This is a genomic window from Xanthomonas sp. AC360, assembly GCF_979258225.1.
The window spans coordinates 5030977-5047312 of sequence record NZ_OZ409846.1 but is presented as its reverse complement, the minus strand read 5'-3'; the positions used below and the strand labels follow the sequence as shown (position 1 = coordinate 5047312).

Here is a 16336-nt window from a genome sequence, read left to right as displayed (position 1 = left end):
CGTTGATACTCCGTGTCCTGCGCGCCGTCCACAGCCGCCTGACGTCTGTTCGCTACGTTTTGCACTCACTTCGGTTGCGTTGGGCTCACCGTTTCGACGCGCACGCGGTCTGTTGGCAGGCGTGGGTCGCGGGCGATGTCCAGTTGCGCAGATACATTGCGCTTGCTGTATGCCTTGCGCAGTTGATCGAGCCACTGTCGAAACGTGTTCGCCGCGGGATCTGCCGTCCAGATGCGCAACTGCACCGGCCCCTGTTGTCCGGCAGGCAGCGCGTGGTCGAGCCACGACTCCGGCGAGGTCGTCAACGTAAGCAAGTGCACCGGCTTGGAGGATCTTGCGGCATCGTCTGCGGCGCTGGCTTGCGGAGTAGCCACTGTTGATGCCTGCACTGGAGTCTGCGCTGCGGTGTGTTCTTGCACGCGTTGTTGCGCGGCAGCGTCTTTCTGCAATGGTGCGCGTTTGATCGAGGGCGCACGCGACAGCTGCGCGTCCTGAGGCGCCCGGTATGCCACTGCAGCGGCTGGCGTGGAGTGCGCAGGGTTCCCCGTGTCCAATTGCCCGAATGGCTGCATGTCGTTTGCCGGTGTCGCAGCGGCAAACGCAGGCGCAGCTGCCGGCTTCGCGTTGTTGCGTGCGGGTGCCTGCGCGGCATTAGCGGTGTTCGGCACAGTGGCGTTGCGATTTGCGGACGGAGCCGGCATCTCGGCGACTGATGCGCTGACGGACGGCGCAACCGGTGCAGCTAGCGACGGCAGCGCGAGGTCGGCGGCAGGGGCTGCTGCGATTGGCGCGGGTTCGGAAGGTGCTGCGGCCGGCGCCGGGGGAGTCGGAACGACAACCAACGACTCCACAGGTTGCGCGGGCGCGGGCATCGGCGGTGGCGCAAACGCTGGCGGCGGCGGGGCATAAGCGGGTTGATGCATGCGTTCTTCGACCGTGCTATCAAAATCTGCTGACGCTGACGCTGACGCTGACGCTGATGCGGGCGCGGGCGCGGGCTCTGGCTGCGGAATCTGAGGCAGCGGTGCCTGATTGTCCGGGGCCGATCTTGTTTGCGTTTCTGCTTCGGCCTGGGCCTGGGCTTGATCGGCTGGCACAGCCGCAGCCGGCGCAGCCTGCATCGATGGTGTCGGCGGCGCAGTTGCTTGCCATTGCAGGCCGACGCCGACTGCCAAGGTGACCGAGGCCGCCAGCGCCAATGCTGGCATCCAGCGCTGGCGGCGCGCGCGACGCGTAGGAGGATGCGCACGCGTCGCATCGTTTGCTTGCGCTTTATCGCCGGTCTGCGCTTCATGCGAGGTGATCGGTGATGTCGCTGCTACCAGCACTGGATCTGGCGACGTATCACCTGGTGCAACGCTGGAGGACGAGCGACTCGCCGTCTGCGTCGCCTCCACTGGCGCAGTGCCATCACCCACAGGCGCATCGGCGCCATCGTTCTCCCGCAACGCAGGCGTGGCGGCATGCGTGGCTGTGGATGCAACGGGAAGCTGCTGCTGCAACCACGCACGCGTGCTGTCGCGTATCGGCGCACCCAGTGCCTGCGCCGCGTCTTCGCCGTCTGCCAGTCGTGCGTGGATGGCCGCGCGCTGTGCGGCCTGTGCTTGCTCCGCCTGCGCGGCAGCGGCAGCGGCAGCGAAGATGGCGCCCATCGTCGCCGGTGGTTCGAACTGCAAGGTGTCTGCTGCGTCTGCCGATGTTGTCTGCGCCGATCCAGGCGCAGCGCTATTGCGCGTGCTGTCGGCCTGCGCAGCGGCCTGCGCAAACCACGCTTGCATGCGGTCGGGCGGCGCGTAGGCCGGCAATGCACGTAGCAACGCGGCCAGGCCATCTTCGCCAGCAATAAAGCGCTCGAATAGTGTGCTCACTGCGCGGCGTCCAGGCTCAGGCGCAACTTGGCAAACGCATAACGCAGCCGGCTTTTGACGGTCTCGAAGCCTTCGCCGACCACCTGTGCGATGTCTTCGATGGCCAAACCTGAGAAGAACCGCAGCACGACCACTTCGCGCTGCGCATTGGGCAAGGCCATCACCGCGCTGCGCACCCGATGTTGCTGCTGGCCCAGCATTGCCAGCTGCTCGGTGGACAGGTCGTCGTCGGGCAGGTGCAGATGGCTGTCGTCCAACGGCACCGAGGTGGCGACGTAAGCGCTACGACGCGTGTCGATCCACGCATTGCGCGCAATCTGGAATAGAAAACTGCTGAAGGCGGCTTGCTCGGGGCGGTAGTCGCTGCAGCGGGTCATCAGCTTGAGCCAGGTCTTCTGTGCCAGGTCTTCGGCCTCGCCGACATTGCCCTCGCACTGCCACGCCAGAAAATTGAACAAGGCGCGGTTATGCCGTTTGAACAGCTCGGTGGCCGGCTGTTCGACAAAGCCATTGGCGACGAGGAGCATGAGCTCCTCGTCGGGAAGATGCGCAAGATCGGCAGGATGCATGCGCGCAGTATAGGCAACCGCTGCGCGCATCAGTCGGTGGTGGCGACCGGCCGGCTGCTCAGCGTTTCGGCCTGCTGCACCATGCGCAGGAAGTCGGCGCGGTAGCCGAAGCGGTCCTTGCCGATGCTGCCTGCTGCCAAGGCGCGCAGCTGCGGATAATCCCAACCGTGCAACTGATTGCCGCCGCGCAGGCGTTGGCCGAAACCAGCGACCGCTGCCGCAAACCGGAACGCGTCGCTGGAGGCGTTCAGCGCAACCTGCTGGTCGCTGCGGATGACGGTGTCGAGCAGGCGGCTGCGGTGCGCGTCCGGCAATTTGTAGCGCAGCTTGAGATGGGCAAGCTCGTTGCCGTTGTCTGCGGCCGGGCGTTTGGCTTTAGTGGCATAACGTAGCGGGTCGACCGAGGCTTCACCGCGTGCGGGGGTGATTTCATACAGTGCGGTGACGCTGTGGCCTGCGCCGATGTCGCCAGCGTCGACCTGGTCGTTGTTGAAATCTTCGCGGCGCAGTGCGCGGTTTTCATAGCCGATCAGGCGGTATTCCTGCACGGTGGCCGGGTTGAACTCGACCTGGATCTTGACGTCGCGCGCGATGGTTTCCAGCGTGGCGCCCAGCTCGTGGGTCAATACCTTGCGCGCTTCCAGCGGCGAATCGATGTAGGCGTAGGCACCGTCGCCGGCGTCGGCCAGCTGTTCCATCAAGGTGTCGTTGTAGTTGCCGGTGCCAAAGCCAAGCGTGGACAACGCCACACCGGAACGGCGCTTTTCGGCCACCATGCCCTTGAGCGTATCGAAGTCGGTGACGCCCACATTGAAGTCGCCATCGGTGGCCAGCAGGATGCGGTTGATGCCGCCACGCAGATAACTCTGCTGCGCTGCCTTGTAGGCCAGCTCGATGCCGCTGGCGCCGGCAGTGCCGCCGCCCGATTGCAGGCTGTCGATGGCTTCGACGATGCGTGCTTGCTGATTACCTGACGTGGGCGGCAACACCACGGCGGTGTTGCCGGCGTAGGTCACCAAGGTGATGCGGTCCTGCGCGCGCAGCTGGCGTGTCAGCAGCTTGAGCGAGGACTGCAACAGCAGCAGCTTGTCGGGCGCATCCATCGAGCCGGAGACGTCGACCAGGAACACCAGGTTGGCTGCCGGCATGGCAGACGCGGCGACATCGCGGCCGGTAATGCCGATGCGCAACAGCACGCTGTTCTTGTTCCAGGGCGTGGGCGCCAGTTCGGTGCGCACGGCAAACGGTTGGCCGTCGCGGGGGGCGGGGTCGTCGTAGCGGAAGTAGTTGATCATCTCTTCCACACGCACTGCATCGACCGGCGGCAGGCTGCCACTGGTGAGATAGCGCCGCACATTGCTGTAGCTGCCGGTGTCGACGTCGATGCTGAAGGTAGACACCGGATTGTCTGCGGCCTGCACGACCGGGTTGTCGCTGAGGGTCTGGTAGGTTTCGCGATTCTCGGCCGGTGTTATCGACGCAATGGGTGGTGCGGGCATGGACCGATCCGGCAGTGCGTGCTTGGCCATCAGCGTGGCCGCAGGTGCTTGCCGCGCAAGTGCGCCATTGGCACTCTGCGGCGCCGCCGGTGCTGGCGGGCTGGGCGCATAGACCATGTCAGCCTGGCTTGGTTGTATCGGTGCGGGCCGTGCGTGCACGGGTGGGGGTGGCAGTGCGGGCGTGTACACAGGCGTATACGCGATCTCGGCGGTGCTGGGTGGCGATGCCATTGCATCGGGAAGGGGCGATGCGGGCGGGTCGCCAACGACGGGTGCGGTGGGTTCGTGCGAGCAGGCGCTCAGCAGCAGGGCGAGCGCGAGAAGGCTGTGACGTGGCATGGGAATCCTTTGCGTGGCGATGACGAAGTGGGTAACAACCAGACAGCCCGAGGTCGCCGTGCACTGCGCCTCTGTAGGTAAAACGGGCCAGCGCGGGAAATGGGGTTAACTGAAGAAAGATTTTTTGCGATGGGCTTGCGATTGGGTTTGGCGATAGCTGGTGCTGCTTCGTGGCTGCCGCCTGCGGACGTCTCGTCCGCCCACCGCAATCCCTTTCCCGTGGGCAAGGAGAACGCCTTTGTCAGGACTGCCGGGAGGGGCGCAGGTCTTCCTCAGACCCGGTGCTCTGTCTGATGGACGTTGGCGCGTGCATTGGCCAGCACGCTCAGCAACTGCATCGATACCAACCAGAGAGGGAGTGGCCAACACAACCACTTCGCTCACCACCAGGCGGCCACGACCGGTGCCCGGTGCAGCATGCCACTCGTTCTCTCCGGCTCTGAGCGCGCCATCCACGCCTACCTGACGACCACTCGCTACTTTTGGCTCGCCGCGCTAAGCCAGGCGCGGTTGTGCATGGATCCGCACCGGTTGCGCACAGCAATGCGGTTTATCCGCAGCCAGCGCTGTCGCATGATGGGAGGCTGCGGCGCAGTGCGCGGCATCTGTTTCCGTCATGGAGTTCGCCTGGATGATTCAACGTCGTCATTTCCTCAAGAGCGCCACGCTGGGCGCCATTGCTTCCGGCCTGGCCGGGTGGGGCGCACGTGCGCAGGCCGCCGCGAAATCTACCGCAGCCGGGCGCCCAGCGGCCTTGCCGGCGGGCGCGGCGCGGGTGATCTCGACCTGGGATTTCGGCGTGGCCGCCAATCAGGCTGCGTGGCAAATCCTGAGTGCCGGCGGTATCGCGCTGGATGCAGTGGAAGCAGGCGTGCGCGTGCCAGAAGCGGACCCGACCAATCCCACCGTTGGCCTGGGCGGGTATCCGGATCGCGACGGTCGGGTGACGTTGGATGCCTGCATCATGGATCACCTGGGCAATTGCGGCGCGGTGGCATCGCTGGAAGATGTGGTGCATGCCATTTCGGTGGCGCGCGCGGTGATGGAAAAAACCCCGCATGTAATGCTGGTCGGCGATGGCGCGCGGCAGTTCGCGTTGGAACAGGGCTTTCCGAAGACCAAGCTGCTCACGCCCAGCTCTGAAGCGGCGTGGAAGCAGTGGTTGAAGACATCCAAGTATTCGCCCGAAGCCAATGTGGAAAACCGTGCGTGGCGCGACGCCAAATTGCCCGGCGGTAAAGACAATCACGACACCATCGGCATGTTGGCGCTGGATGCGCACGGCAATCTGTCCGGTGCCTGCACCACCAGCGGCATGGCGTGGAAGATGCACGGCCGGGTTGGCGACAGCCCGATCATCGGTGCTGGCTTGTACGTGGATAACGAGGTGGGCGGCGCGACCTCCACTGGCGTGGGCGAAGAAGTGATTCGTAACGTGGGCAGTTTTGCAGTGGTGGAAATGATGCGCCAGGGCAAGTCGCCGGCCGACGCCTGCCGCGAGGTGGTGATGCGGTTGATCCACCGCAAGCCGGAACTGACGCGCACGTTGCAGGTCGGGTTTTTGGCGATGAACAAGCGTGGCGAAGTGGGCGCGTTTGCGATCCAGAAAGGCTTTAGCTACGCGGTATGCGATGCGACGCGGCAAGACCTGCTGGTGCCCGGCGAAAGCCACTACACCCAGGAGCCTGCGGCATGAGCGCAGCTGACAAGTCGGTGGAGATGGGGCTTGAGGTGGCCGCCGACTCGGTGGGCTCGGCGCTGGCCGCGCAGCAGGGCGGTGCGATGCGTGTCGAACTCTGCGGCGGGCTGGATGGCGGTGGCTTGACGCCCTCGTTCGGCACGCTGGCGGTGGTGCGTGAGCGGTTGCAGATTCCGTTGTATGTCTTGATTCGCCCGCGCGTGGGTGACTTCGTGTTCGATGCCGCCGAGGTCGAGGCGATGCAGCGCGATGTGGAGCAGTGCGTGCGGTTGGGTTGCGATGGCGTGGTGCTGGGCGCACTGGATCGGCACGGGCAGGTCGATATGGCCACGATGCGTGTATTGATCGAAGCGGCTGGAGCGCTGGGCGTGACCTTCCATCGTGCGATCGATGTGAGTGCCGATCCGGCACGCGCACTGGAAGACGCGATCGCGCTGGGCTGCGAGCGCGTGCTGACCTCGGGCGCGCGGGCGAGTGCGTTGGAGGGAATCGACACCATCGCTGCGCTGGTGGCGCAGGCCGCCGGCCGCATCGGCATCATGCCCGGAGCCGGCGTGTCCGAGCACACCATTGCAGCCTTGCGTGCGCGGACTGGCGCGCATGAATTTCATGCCTCCTTGCGCGGGCCGGTGGCCGCACAGGTGCATGCGCCGCATGCCTACATCAGCGACCTGGGTGGCGATTACCAACGCACGGATGTGGAGCGTGTGCGGCGTCTCGTGGCGTTGCTGCGCGAGTGAGTTGCGCGTGCGTTGTGCGCAGCTGATGTGCTTTATCGATGACAACATCTCACGCTGCGGGTTGGACAGCAGCGCCGCGAGCGGGGGAGGGGGCGTAGATTGTTTTGCCTTCTTTGTTGGAAACATTGGCGCGGAACAGACCATCAAGGGCAATGCCGATGTCTCTCTTTTCCGCTGGGAAAAGGGGCCGGGTGATGAGGTTACGAGGCGATCGGCCGGTACCAGATCGCAGCGCGCTGCATGCGTTAATCCCATTATCTTTTTGAGGCCGGTAGCGCTTGCAGGCACTCGCCCAAACGTTGCAATGCGCGTGTTCGCCAGGCACGTCAAGCTACGCCGTACCCTCATCCGCCCCTGCGGGGCACCTTCTCCCGAGGCGAGAAGGGATCAGAACTCCGTTACCCTCGGCAGAGCCCCCCTCCCCTCGGGAGAGAGGTTGGAGTGAGGGTAGTCTCGTTCTCGGGTTGCCCGCCACGACGTGCATTCAACGTGTTTGAAGTGACGTTGAGAACACAGCAGACCGCGCGCAACACCACGGCAGTGCTTATCGATAGCGACTCCGACACAACCGCATCCACCGCGCCTATTACATGTTATTCGCCGTCAAGCCGCACCGGATCGACCACCACATGCTTGATGCGCTGACGCTTCCAGGTGTAGCTGATGTGCACCAGCCCGTCGCGGGTCTGGATCACCGCCGGATACGAAAATTCGTCTTTTGCGCTGTCTTCCAGCGTCAACACGCGCTGCCAGTGCACGCCATCGTCGGACACCGCCACGGCCAGGGTGCCGCGCCCGTCCCACCAGTCCTTGCCGGCAATACCGGGGTTATAGACCAGGAGCGAGCGACCATCGCGCAGCGTCACCGCATCGGTGCCGGAGTTGGGGTTTTCCACATCGAGCAACTGCATCGGCTGCCAATGCAGGCCGCCATCGTGCGAAAACGTGCTGAAGAGTTTGTTCTGCTGGCTGCGGCCCAGCGCCTGCAAGCGGCCATCGCTGTGCAGCAGCAGACTGGGCTGGATCGCACCGATCACGCTGGGATCGTTGAGTGGCATGCCGCGCTGCCAGTGCTCACCGTCGTCGTCGCTCCATTCGAGATGCGCGCGCCAACCGCGATCTTCGCTGCTGCTTGGTGCCAGGATGCGCCCGCTCGGCAGTTGCACGGGTTTGTTCTTGATCGGCCCAAGGATGCCGTTGGGCAACGGCTGCGGCGCAGACCAATGCGTCCCATCGTCGGCTGAGGTCATGCGCAGCCCCCACCATTGCCGCGGGTTGGGGCCGAGCTTGTAAAACAGCTGCACCAGACCAGTGGTCGATTGAAACAGCACCGGGTTCCAGGCCGGCACGGTCGCGCCCTGTTTGCCGGCACGCGTGCCATCGGCGATGCGACGCGGTGGCTGCCAGTGCTGTGCGTCGCGCTGGGTCAGCCAGATGCCGACGTCGGCCGCGCCTTCGTGCGCGCCCCCGAACCAGGCAGCCAGCAGGCGGCCATCGCGGGTCTCCAATAACGTGGAGGCATGCGCCTGCGGGGTAGGCGCCGGGTCGGCAATGAACTCGCTGAGCACGATCGGCGAAGGCGGCGAGGCGGGCGCCTGTGCCCCGGCGATAAAGGCGGCAAGGCTGGCAATCAGGCCAATCAGCAGGCGTGGCGAAGCCATCGTGGTCCAGTCCTGTGCGGATTTTAAGAATACCTATTTATTATCTATTAAATACCATGTGCTCTGGTCATCGCAGGCGGTCGTGGTCGCCGACCACTGCGAGGAGCCGCGATGTCGTCACGCCCGCTCTGCCCGTTGCGCTGGCTGGCCGCCCTTGGCCTCAGCGCGCTGCCCCTGCCTTCGGCCACTGCGCAAGACTTTGCCGAGGTGACTGCGACGTGCATTGCGAAGCTGCGTTGCGAGGGTTCAGGCGCAGGGCTGCACGCCGCTATCGGAAGGGCATGGTGTGTTATGTCTTGCTGCCTGGTCTGTGGAGCGCGATGCGGTCGACAGCCGCCGAGCTTGGCTGCCGGGGCACGTAACGCCGTGCGTCCGTTCACTCAGGAGCGCAGCATGGCTTTTTCAACCGCAGTCAACAATCAGATCACCGATGCCGTCACCCAGTCCAACGTCAAGGTCATCGGCGAGGCGCCTGCCATGGCAATGGGCACGATCTACCAGAGCATGGCCCAAGCGGCCGGCGTCCTGTTCCAGAACGCGGTAGCGGCGCAGCAGCAACAGAACACGCTGGCGCAGGCCGCGACCAACCAGGGCGTGATGCAGATTTACAGTGTGGATACCACGGCGTTAGCCGGTGCCACCGAGACGGTTGCGCAGGCAGGCGTGTCCGATACCTGAGCAGCCTGCTAACGGTGCTCAACGCGTTTGAGTAATGCTGCGGGCTGGGCGTTGGCAAGCGTGCACCGCGTTCGGCAGCGGCGCACGCGTCGGGCCGTGCTTAGGCGGCGTTCTCGTCGCGCACCTGTGGCGGCAACAGTGTCTGCGGTTTCTTGGCCGACTGGGTCTGGCACAGGAACGTCATCATGTGCGCCGCTTCGGTGCTGCCCATGGGCTTGCTATGGACCTGCTCTGCAAACGCGTGCTGGGTGTGCTCCGGGGCAACGGAGGTGGAATCTTGGGCAACAACGGTGGACGACGACATGCAACGCTCCTGGAACCTGCAATCAGGCCGTCTACGTAGCAACCAAAGCGCCCCCGTAACGGTGTCAGCCGGTGATCTTGCCTGGAATATGGTCCGCCCGATACCAGGACGGCAACGGGCGGTACAGGTGCACCGGACTTCCAGATAACGGCGCGCAAGGCGCGGTCTGAAGGGGCGGCAGTTGAGGCGCCTTGCATAGAGTTGGTTGGCGGTGGGTTTGGCGGTGGCGCAGGGGATGGCGAGCGATGCAGGCTGCCCTGCAGTGCGTGCGGCTTGCCCCGTACCCTCACCCCAACGCTTTCTCCCGAAGGGAGAGGGGCTTTGATTTCCCTTCTCCCCTCAAGAGAAGGTGCCCCGCAGGGGCGGATGAGGGTGCGGCGTAACTTCGTCTGGTTGTCGAACAAACGCTTTGTGGAACGGCACGCTTGCCCGCGAACGCTGGTGGGTTTAAAGCGCTGATGGGTTTGACGCGTGCAGCGCCCCTCCATCTGATACATGCGGCCCGCCCCGTACCCTCACCCCAACCCCTCTCCGGCAGGAGAGGGGTTTTGAGTGTTGCAGTTGCTTGCCACCTTCTGGATCTGCACGAAGGTGACGTCATCAGTGCTTCGGCTTGATCCACACCTGCTGTTTCAGGCCGCGCACGCTGGGGTTGGCGGTGCTGTCCAGGTCGAACACCACCACGCTGTTATCGCCCTTGCGCTGGAACGGGGCGGGGAAATACAGCGCGGTCTGCGGGCCGATGGACCAATGCCGGCCGAGATTGACGCCGTTGGCCCAGGCGATGCCCTTGCCGAAGCCGTGCATGTCCAGATAGGTGTCGGTGGGCGTGCCGATGCGCAGGCTGCCGCGGTGGAATGCCGGGCCGTTGACGTGATTGCGCGTCCAGCCGCGGATGCTGTCGGGAGAGCGCATCGGTAGCGGGAAGGCCTGCCAGCCGGTGAGCTGCTGGTTGTCCAGCAGCACCGGGTCGACCAGGCCGGCGCGGCCATCTGCCATGCGCGTGCCGTAGTTGATGCGGCCGCTGTTTTCGACCAAAACGTCCAGCGTGTGTTCACCCGCCGGGATGTCGACGTCGGTGGAGACCTGCTGCAGCCGACGTTCGACACTGCCGACCGGTTTCTGATCGATATATACCCGTGCCACGTCGCGTACCTCGCCCAGATACAGCGGACCTTTGCGCGGGCCGGTGATGGTGGTGCGGTAGAGGATGTAGCCGTAATCCTGGCCGAAATGTTCCATCGGCTGCGGGGTGTCGATGGCGATTGGTGTGGGCAGGTTGTCCCACAGCGACGCAGATTCGCGTAACTGGGTGTCCGGTAGTGCGGCCATGGCGATCGGTGCCGGCAACGCGGGCGGTTGCACGCCGGTGACGCGTGCGATGGCATCGCGCATCAATGCGAACTTGGGCGTGGGCTGGCCGGCTTCGTCGAGGATGGCGTCGTAGTCGTAGCTGGTGGTCTGCGACGCGTAATGGTCGCTGGGATTGCCCTGGAAATTGGCGCCATTCATGAAGCCGAAACTGGTGCCGCCGATGAACATGTAGAGGTTGGCCGAGTGGCCCTGGCGGAGGATCCACTCCAGTTCTTCGGTCTGTTGTTTGGCATCGGTGCTGGCGTGCGGCGTGCCCCAATGGTCGAACCAGCCGGCCCAGTATTCGCCGACCATGCGCGGTTGCTCGGGACGGAACTTGATCAGTTTGTCGAACGCGCTCTTGGCTTCGCCTGGCGCAAAATTCACCACCGCCAAGGTGTCCGGCAGGGTGCCGTTGGCGAGCATGTCGGCACCGTCGGAGGTGAACAGTAGCGCCTTGTCGAAGCCGGCCTTGACGAACATGGCGCGGTTGTCGGCCATGTAGGCATGGTCGTCGTCGTAGGAGCCGTATTCGTTTTCTACCTGCACGGCGATGATGGGGCCGCCGTTGTAGTTGAGCAGCGGTTGGACCTGTTTTGCCACTGCATCCAGGTACGCCTGGCTGGCGCCGAGAAAGCGCGGGTCGCGGCTGCGCACGCGGATGTTGTCCTTGCCGAACAACCACGCTGGATAACCGCCGGCTTCCCATTCGGCGCAGACGTAAGGGCCGGGGCGCAGGATGACGTTGAGACCTTGTGCGGCGGCTTCGCGGACGAAGGCGGCCACATCGTTGTTGCCAGCAAAATCGAACCGGCCTTGCTGCGGTTCGACCAGGTTCCAGAACACGTAGGTCTCCACCGTGTTCAAGCCGAGCGCGCGCGCCTTTTGCAGACGGTCCTTCCAGTACGCGCGTGGAATGCGCTGAAAATGGATGGCGCCGGAGAGGATCTGATACGGCTTGCCGTCGCGCACGAACTGCGTGCCCTGCGTGCCGACGCTGGGCCAGCGCTCGGTGTCGGCGGCAATGGCGGTGACGGGAAGCGCGAACGCGAGGGCCAGGACGAGGGGGCTGAGGGTGGTGCGCAACATGGGCGATTCTCGGCGGTGACGAGTGACGAGTGGAGATGGCGGCAGCGGTGCTTTTTTTGCGTGAGGCCGCTTGCGTGTTGGCCCTCATCCGCCCTTCGGGCACCTTCTCCCGCATGCGGGAGAAGGGAAAGGCAAGACTCCCGCTTACGGGAGAAGGGAGAAGCAAGCCTCCCGCTTACGGGAGAAGGGAAGGGCATGCTCCCGCTGCGGTGAGCGCGATGCCAGGGAAGTGCGTTATGCGAACGAGGGCGGTAAATCCTCCTTGTTCGCACCGAAGGCTGGATTGGGCTTGGCACCCATGGTGAATTCCAGCGTGCCGCCCGCGGCCAGATCGGCGTGGCGCAGCCAGGCGCGATTGATCGGCTTGCCATTCCACGTCAGCGATTGCACATAGACGTTCTGCGCGCTGGTGTTGTTGGCGACGATGCGCAGCGTACGGCCCTTGCCCACATCCAGTTCTGCGCGTTTGAACAACGGGCTGCCGACAATGTAGTTGCCGCTGACCGGGTCCACCGCATACAGGCCCAGCGCGCTCAGCACAAACCACGCGCTCATCTGCCCACAATCTTCATTGCCGGACAGGCCATTGCGCGCGTCATGGTATTGCTCGCGCAGCAAGCGGCGCACCATCGCCTGGGTTTTGTACGGTTGGCCTGCATAGGCGAACAGATAGGCCACGTGGTGGCTGGGCTCGTTGCCGTGCGCGTACTGGCCGACCAGGCCGTCGATATCCGGCGGCGCATCGGCTGGCAGTTCGGAGCTGGTGGAAAACAGTTCGTCCAATTTGGCGACGAAGCCATCGCGGCCACCGTACAAATCCATGTAACCGTACAGGTCATGCTGATTGAGAAAGGTGGCCTGCCAGGCGTTGGATTCGGTGAAATCACGCCACTTGGCGATGTGGCCCATGCCGCGCGGGTCGAACGGTTTGGCCCAGCTGCCGTCTTCCAGGCGCGCCTGCACAAAGCCGCTGTCGCGGTTGAACACGTTGCGGTAGTTGCGCGAGCGTTTGCGCAACGCGCGTGCATCGTCCACCGCGCCGGCGGCCTGCGCCAGGTGCGCGCAGGCCCAGTCGTCATAGGCGTATTCGAGGGTGCGGCTGACCGCTTCGTCCACCTTGTCGGCGGGGATGTAGCCCAGCGTGCGGTAGTACGCCAGGCCGTGGGTGGTGTCGTCCATCGCGCGCTTGCGGTAGGCCGGCCACGCGGCGGCGTAGTCGATGCCGGTAAAGCCCTTGGCGTGCGCTTCGGCCAGCACCACGGCGGAGTGGTAGCCGATCATGCAGCCGGTTTCCACGCCCTGCAGCGGCCAGATGCCGACGCCGTCCGGGCATTCGTTGGCGCCGCGCACCAGGCATTGCACCAGGTCGGGCACGCGCTCGGGTTGCACCAGGGTGAGCAGCGGATGCGCGGCGCGGTAGGTGTCCCACAACGAGTAAGTGCTGTAATTGTTGTAGCCCTTGGGCGCGGTGTGGATCTGCAGGTCCATGCCGCGGTACCGGTTGTCCACGTCGCTGAAGAGCGTGGGTGCAAGCAGGCTGTGATACAGGCCGGTGTAGAAGATGCGGCGTTGCGCATCGTCATCGCTGTCGATGCGCACGCGGCCCAGTTCTTTTTCCCAGGTCGCCACGGCTTGCGCATGCACGCGTGCGAAGTCGAAGTCCGGTAGCTCAGCGTCGAGATTGGCCAGCGCGTTGTCGGCGCTGACGGCGGAGATGCCGACCTTGATCAGCAGCGGCGCCTCGGAGGCATCCGGGAAGTGCAGCGCGGCCTTGAGATGGGTGCCATCGAGGCTGCGGGTGTTGGCTGCCAGCGGCTGGTCTTCGTTGTATAGCTGCACGCGTGCGAACGGCCGCGACAGCCGCATGGCGAAGTAGATGTAGCGCCCTTTGGCCCACTGGTAGACGCGGCGCCCACCGGTGAGGGTTTGCGCGTCGACCACGCGTAACTGTGCATCGCTGACGCGGGTGGGAATGCCCGGTTTGTCCTGCATGCCGTGGCACAGGTCGAGCAGCACGTGCGCCGGCTTGCCCTTGGGGAAGTGGTAACGGTGCAGCCCCGCACGCGCGGTGGCGGTGAGTTCGGCATGCACGCCGCTGTCCTTGAGCCGCACGCGGTAATAGCCGGGCGAGGCGGCTTCGTCGCTGTGATCGAAGCGCGAGCGGTAACCAGCATCCGGGTTATCCAACGAGCCAGGCACCAGCTTGACCTCGCCGGTGGCGGGTACCAGTAGAAAATCCAGCATGTCGCCGATACCGGTACCGGACAGATGCGTGTGCGAAAAGCCCATGATCGAGCCGTCGGATTCGTGATAGCCCGAGCACGAATCCCACACCGCGTTGTAGGTGTCCGGGCTCAGCTGCACCATGCCGAACGGCAGCGTGGCGCCGGGGAAGGTGTGGCCATGACCACCGGTGCCGATGAACACATCGACATGGCGGGTGAGCTCGGCACGCGCGCGCGCATCGGCGGGCAGCGCGTAGTTGCCGGCGCGTGCGCGGGCTGCGCCGGGCAGGCCCACGCTGCCGAACAATGCTGCAGCGATGGCGCCTTGGAGAAAACCGCGTCGTGTTGCCATGGGGTGTTGTCTCTGAATGTGCGGGCCGATGCCGGGGCACCCTCATCCGCCCTTCGGGCACCTTCTCCCGCGGGCGGGAGAAGGAAGGAATCCAGCGCTTTGGATAGCAATCAAGCGCTTCGAGTGGCAATCAAACGCTTCGGATAGCAATCAAGCGCTTCGGATAGCAATCAAGCGCCGCGCGGTGTTCAGGCGCTGCGCAGCAGTTGGGGCTTGCGTTGGTGCAGGTCGATGATCAGCTCGCCGAACAAGGTGTTGGCCCAGGCGAACCAGTCGCGGGTAAACGTGCTCGGGGTGTCCTTGTCGAACGCTTCGTGCATGAAACCGGTGCCGGCGTGGGTGGTCTTGAGCCACTGCAGGCATTGGCGCAATTGCGCGTCGTCGTCGCTGACCAGCGCGTATTGCACGATGGACATCGGCCAGATGGTGCTCATGCCGCTGTGCGGGCTGCCCACGCCTTCGGCCGCGGTGCCGCGCGAAAAATACGGGTTGCGTTCGCTCCAGGCCAGCTGGCGCGTACGCAGGAATACCGGGTCGCGCCGATCGCAGCAGCCCAGGTAGGCCAGGCTGAGCAAGCCGGGGGCATTGGCGTCGTCGATAAACAGCTGGTTGCCGAAGCCGTCCACTTCGAAGGCCCAATACGCTTGCCCATCGGTATCGCGCAGCTGCCCGAACTGGCGCGTTGCGGTTTCCACTTCATCGGCCAGCGCGGTGCACTCGGCGGCGAAGGCGGTGTCGCGATGCAACGCGGTGCTCATCGTCGCCAACTGCCGCAGCGAGGCCACCGCAAACAGGTTGGCCGGTACGAACAACGGAAACACACAGGCATCGTCGGACGGGCGGAACATCGAGTGGATCATGCCGTTGGGTTTGGTCGGCTGGCCGTAGCCTTCCAGCACCAGGGTTTCGGTGGCCAGCGGGGAGGGGCGCTGGAACACGTACGGGCCGCGGTTGTCCTTGCGCTGTTGTTCGCGGAAGGTCTTGACCACTACGTGCATCGCCTCGCGCCAGTCGTCGTCGAAGGGTGCGGTGTCGCCGGTGGCGCGCCAGTATTCGTGCGCGATACGGATGGGGTAGCACAGCGAATCGATTTCCCACTTGCGCTCGCCCACGCCGGGCTTCATTTCGGTGATGTCGTTGAGCGACCACTTCAGGCGCTGGGTCTGGCCATCGGGCAGGAAGGCGTTGGCATACGGGTCGAGCCGGATGCACGCGGCCTGGCGTTGGATCAGGCCATGGAACATGCGCCGCAACGCCGGGTCGCGCTTGGCCAGCGGCACGTATGGATGCACCTGTGCGGACGAATCGCGCAGCCACATTGCATGGATGTCGCCGGTGATGACGAAGGTATCGGGCTTGCCGTTGCGGGTGCCGGTTTCCACCGTGGTGTCGAGCGTATTGGGGTAGCAGTTCTCGAACAGCCAGGCCAGTTCCGGGTCGGCGATCTGCGCCTTGATCTGCATGATCTGCTGCTCGACCGCCTTGCTGACGAAGCGGCGCTGCGCCTTGGGCGGACGCTTGCTGACGAAGGCGCCGCCTGCCGTGGAAGCGCCGGCGGCAGGCGCGGCCGCGAACGCGGGCAGGGCGCTGGCCAGCAGGCCGGCACCGGCGCTGGCGCCCAGTAGCTGAAGGATGTCGCGGCGGGTATGCATGACCTCAAGACTCCATGGATTCGACCTGCGATCCGCATGACGGTGCTCCCTGCGCTGGCGGCTGCGAGACGGCAGCCTGGGCGATGAGACCTATGCATGACCAATTCCCGATGACCATACAACGTGTGCGTCGAAACTGCATAGTGCGTTCGCACAATTTGGGGGTGCGCGCGCTGCCGGATGCCTGCCATACCGTGGCGGCGCGGCCTGGCTGGAAAACCTGCGGATAGCGGCGTGGTGCCTGCCACGCCGCTATCCGCAGGCCGGCTTCATCACCCAGCCGCATGCCCGCGCCAGTGCGCCGGTCC

At 64.8% G+C, this 16336-nt stretch carries 10 protein-coding genes and 1 pseudogene; 3 read left to right on the top strand and 8 right to left on the bottom strand.

Annotated elements, in window-relative coordinates:
• Positions 1-65 precede the first annotated feature (65 nt).
• From ACZZ0O_RS21685 to ACZZ0O_RS21675, 3 genes are read right to left on the bottom strand one after another with little or no spacing between them, the layout of a single operon-like run.
• Positions 66-1868, bottom strand: a complete 1803-nt coding sequence (locus tag ACZZ0O_RS21685; protein ID WP_463591819.1) for a hypothetical protein — start codon at positions 1866-1868, stop codon at positions 66-68.
• Entirely contained in the window at positions 1865-2437 is a 573-nt protein-coding gene (locus ACZZ0O_RS21680; protein ID WP_463592509.1) for a sigma-70 family RNA polymerase sigma factor, read from the bottom strand. The genes ACZZ0O_RS21685 and ACZZ0O_RS21680 overlap by 4 nt, the downstream gene beginning before the upstream one ends.
• 29 nt (positions 2438-2466) lie before the next feature.
• The gene (locus tag ACZZ0O_RS21675; RefSeq protein WP_463592508.1) at positions 2467-3966 is read right to left on the bottom strand and encodes a vWA domain-containing protein; all 1500 of its coding nucleotides are present in this window, start codon (positions 3964-3966) and stop codon (positions 2467-2469) included.
• A 940-nt stretch (positions 3967-4906) separates the two neighbouring features.
• Between ACZZ0O_RS21675 and ACZZ0O_RS21670 the strand changes: the two genes are divergently transcribed.
• A complete protein-coding gene (locus tag ACZZ0O_RS21670) occupies positions 4907-5971 on the top strand; it encodes a N(4)-(beta-N-acetylglucosaminyl)-L-asparaginase (RefSeq protein WP_115529136.1) in 1065 nt (354 codons plus the stop codon).
• Positions 5972-5994: 23 nt separating this feature from the next.
• Positions 5995-6714, top strand: a complete 720-nt coding sequence (locus ACZZ0O_RS21665; protein WP_463592507.1) for a copper homeostasis protein CutC — start codon at positions 5995-5997, stop codon at positions 6712-6714.
• 593 nt (positions 6715-7307) lie between these two features.
• On the opposite strand, the gene ACZZ0O_RS21660 is transcribed toward ACZZ0O_RS21665, so the two are convergent.
• The gene (locus ACZZ0O_RS21660) at positions 7308-8375 is read right to left on the bottom strand and encodes a sialidase family protein (protein ID WP_463591818.1); all 1068 of its coding nucleotides are present in this window, start codon (positions 8373-8375) and stop codon (positions 7308-7310) included.
• A 393-nt stretch (positions 8376-8768) separates the two neighbouring features.
• Here ACZZ0O_RS21660 and ACZZ0O_RS21655 point away from each other — a divergent pair.
• Positions 8769-9088: pseudogene (locus ACZZ0O_RS21655) on the top strand (RebB family R body protein).
• Between the two features lie 65 nt (positions 9089-9153).
• Here the strand turns inward: ACZZ0O_RS21655 and ACZZ0O_RS21650 are convergent.
• The 4 genes from ACZZ0O_RS21650 to ACZZ0O_RS21635 form a co-directional block, all read right to left on the bottom strand.
• The gene (locus ACZZ0O_RS21650) at positions 9154-9357 is read right to left on the bottom strand and encodes a hypothetical protein (protein WP_115528640.1); all 204 of its coding nucleotides are present in this window, start codon (positions 9355-9357) and stop codon (positions 9154-9156) included.
• 600 nt (positions 9358-9957) lie between these two features.
• Positions 9958-11799: a glycoside hydrolase family 35 protein gene (locus ACZZ0O_RS21645; RefSeq protein WP_463591817.1), complete on the bottom strand. Its 1842-nt coding sequence runs from the start codon at positions 11797-11799 to the stop codon at positions 9958-9960.
• A gap of 234 nt (positions 11800-12033) precedes the next feature.
• Positions 12034-14376 (bottom strand): GH92 family glycosyl hydrolase, encoded by a 2343-nt coding sequence (locus ACZZ0O_RS21640; RefSeq protein ID WP_463591816.1) that lies wholly within the window; start codon positions 14374-14376, stop codon positions 12034-12036.
• A gap of 188 nt (positions 14377-14564) precedes the next feature.
• A complete protein-coding gene (locus ACZZ0O_RS21635; protein ID WP_463591815.1) occupies positions 14565-16028 on the bottom strand; it encodes a glycoside hydrolase family 125 protein in 1464 nt (487 codons plus the stop codon).
• Positions 16029-16336: the final 308 nt, after the last annotated feature.

Coding starts and splice junctions, on each gene's coding strand:
- ACZZ0O_RS21665 (WP_463592507.1), top strand. CDS start 5,995: ATGGGGCTTGAGGTGGCCGCCGACTCGGTGGGCTCGGCGCTGGCCGCG.
- ACZZ0O_RS21680 (WP_463592509.1), bottom strand. CDS start 2,437: ATGCATCCTGCCGATCTTGCGCATCTTCCCGACGAGGAGCTCATGCTC.
- ACZZ0O_RS21650 (WP_115528640.1), bottom strand. CDS start 9,357: ATGTCGTCGTCCACCGTTGTTGCCCAAGATTCCACCTCCGTTGCCCCG.
- ACZZ0O_RS21635 (WP_463591815.1), bottom strand. CDS start 16,028: ATGCATACCCGCCGCGACATCCTTCAGCTACTGGGCGCCAGCGCCGGT.
- ACZZ0O_RS21640 (WP_463591816.1), bottom strand. CDS start 14,376: ATGGCAACACGACGCGGTTTTCTCCAAGGCGCCATCGCTGCAGCATTG.
- ACZZ0O_RS21645 (WP_463591817.1), bottom strand. CDS start 11,799: ATGTTGCGCACCACCCTCAGCCCCCTCGTCCTGGCCCTCGCGTTCGCG.
- ACZZ0O_RS21670 (WP_115529136.1), top strand. CDS start 4,907: ATGATTCAACGTCGTCATTTCCTCAAGAGCGCCACGCTGGGCGCCATT.
- ACZZ0O_RS21660 (WP_463591818.1), bottom strand. CDS start 8,375: ATGGCTTCGCCACGCCTGCTGATTGGCCTGATTGCCAGCCTTGCCGCC.
- ACZZ0O_RS21675 (WP_463592508.1), bottom strand. CDS start 3,966: ATGGCCAAGCACGCACTGCCGGATCGGTCCATGCCCGCACCACCCATT.